The sequence below is a fragment of the Chelativorans intermedius genome, assembly GCF_025398255.1.
Classification (GTDB): Bacteria; Pseudomonadota; Alphaproteobacteria; order Rhizobiales; family Rhizobiaceae; genus Chelativorans; species Chelativorans intermedius.
This window is the reverse complement of sequence record NZ_JAODNW010000090.1, coordinates 1-1149: the sequence shown is the minus strand read 5'-3', so window position 1 is coordinate 1149 and position 1149 is coordinate 1. Positions and strand designations below refer to the sequence as shown.

The window sequence follows — 1149 nt, the reverse complement described above, 5'->3', positions numbered from 1 at the left end:
CCCTTCTGCGGCTCCGGCTCGCAGATCATGGCGGGCGAAGCCAATGGCCGTCGCGTCTTCGCGATGGAGATCAGCCCAGCCTATGTCGATGTCGCCGTCGAGCGCTGGCAGGCGGACACGGGCCGCGACGCGATCCTCGATGGAGACGGCCGGACCTTCGCCGAGGTGAAGGCCGAGCGGCTGGGCGAGACTGCGGGGAACAAGGAAGCGGCCGCATGAAGCAGAGCCGGACCATGTCTTTGGTCGAGGCCGCGGCAAACGTTGTCGTCGGCTACGTTTTGGCCATCGCCACGCAGATCGTCGTGTTCCCGTGGTTCGGGATCGAGACGGGGCTCGCGGAGCATCTGACCATCGGTCTGGCCTTCGTCGGCGTCTCGCTGGTGCGCGGTTACCTGTTGCGGCGGCTGTTCGAGCGTTGGCGATAGCGCGAGGCATCACACGTCGGTGGTCTCGACCGCGGTGACGTAGGCATGGCCTGCATTCCACGAACCCTCATCAAGGGTCCAGACGGAGTTCTCCATTTCGGCCAGTGCCTCGAAGGCGGCGGCTTGCGCCGCCTCCGGGGACAGGGCCTCGACGGTCACGCAGGTGCTTTCGGTGACGGCACGGGTGATCTTGACCCTGAAACGCGGCATCAAGAGGCGTCCTCGATGCGGTAGCAGCGCCCCCTTCCCTCGACCTTTTCGGAGGTGATGGTCAGGCCGAGCTTCTTTTTCAGCGCGCCGGACATGGCGCCCCTAGCCGTGTGAGCTTGCCAGTCGAGGGCCGCCACGATCTCATCGATGGTCGCGCCGCCCTCGGCGCGGAGCATCTCGATCAGCTTCGCCTGCTTCGTGCCCGTGCGCGGTGTGCGCGCCTTGGGCGCGGGGTCTGCCTCCGCGGGAGCGTCTTTCGGGGGCTCCGCGCTTGGCGCCTCGTCGGCGCCCGTAGGCGCGAGGTCGGGGCTCTCCGGCTCGACGCCAATGGCGGCGAGGCCTGCGTCCGTGATGTGCAGGAGGATGGCGCGGCCGTCCTCGTCGTTGCGCCAGATGCGGCCCTGCGCGGTGTCGGCCTTGGCCCTGCTGTCGGTCGTGGTCTCGGCGATCAGGCCGCGGGAGAGCAGCGCGCCGACCACCTTGGCGGCGGCGCCGCCGCGGAGCGAGCCGGGGA

The 1149-nt window shown here is 68.9% G+C and carries 3 protein-coding genes and 1 pseudogene; 2 read left to right on the top strand and 2 right to left on the bottom strand.

Annotated features, from left to right (window positions below; translation table 11 throughout):
• Both NYR58_RS20430 and NYR58_RS20425 read left to right on the top strand, forming a co-directional pair.
• A pseudogene (locus tag NYR58_RS20430) lies at positions 1–219 on the top strand (DNA methylase); the annotation flags it as partial.
• Positions 216–425: a DUF7220 family protein gene (locus NYR58_RS20425; RefSeq protein ID WP_261522952.1), complete on the top strand. Its 210-nt coding sequence runs from the start codon at positions 216–218 to the stop codon at positions 423–425. The pseudogene NYR58_RS20430 and the gene NYR58_RS20425, both read left to right, overlap by 4 nt.
• Positions 426–434: 9 nt before the next feature.
• Here the strand turns inward: NYR58_RS20425 and NYR58_RS20420 are convergent, their stop codons facing one another.
• Complete coding sequence (locus NYR58_RS20420; RefSeq protein WP_050475364.1) at positions 435–635, bottom strand: hypothetical protein; 201 nt, start codon at positions 633–635, stop codon at positions 435–437.
• On the bottom strand, positions 635–1149 hold a 515-nt coding region (locus NYR58_RS20415), incomplete at its 5' end, for a DUF3489 domain-containing protein (protein WP_261522951.1). The genes NYR58_RS20415 and NYR58_RS20420, both read right to left, overlap by 1 nt.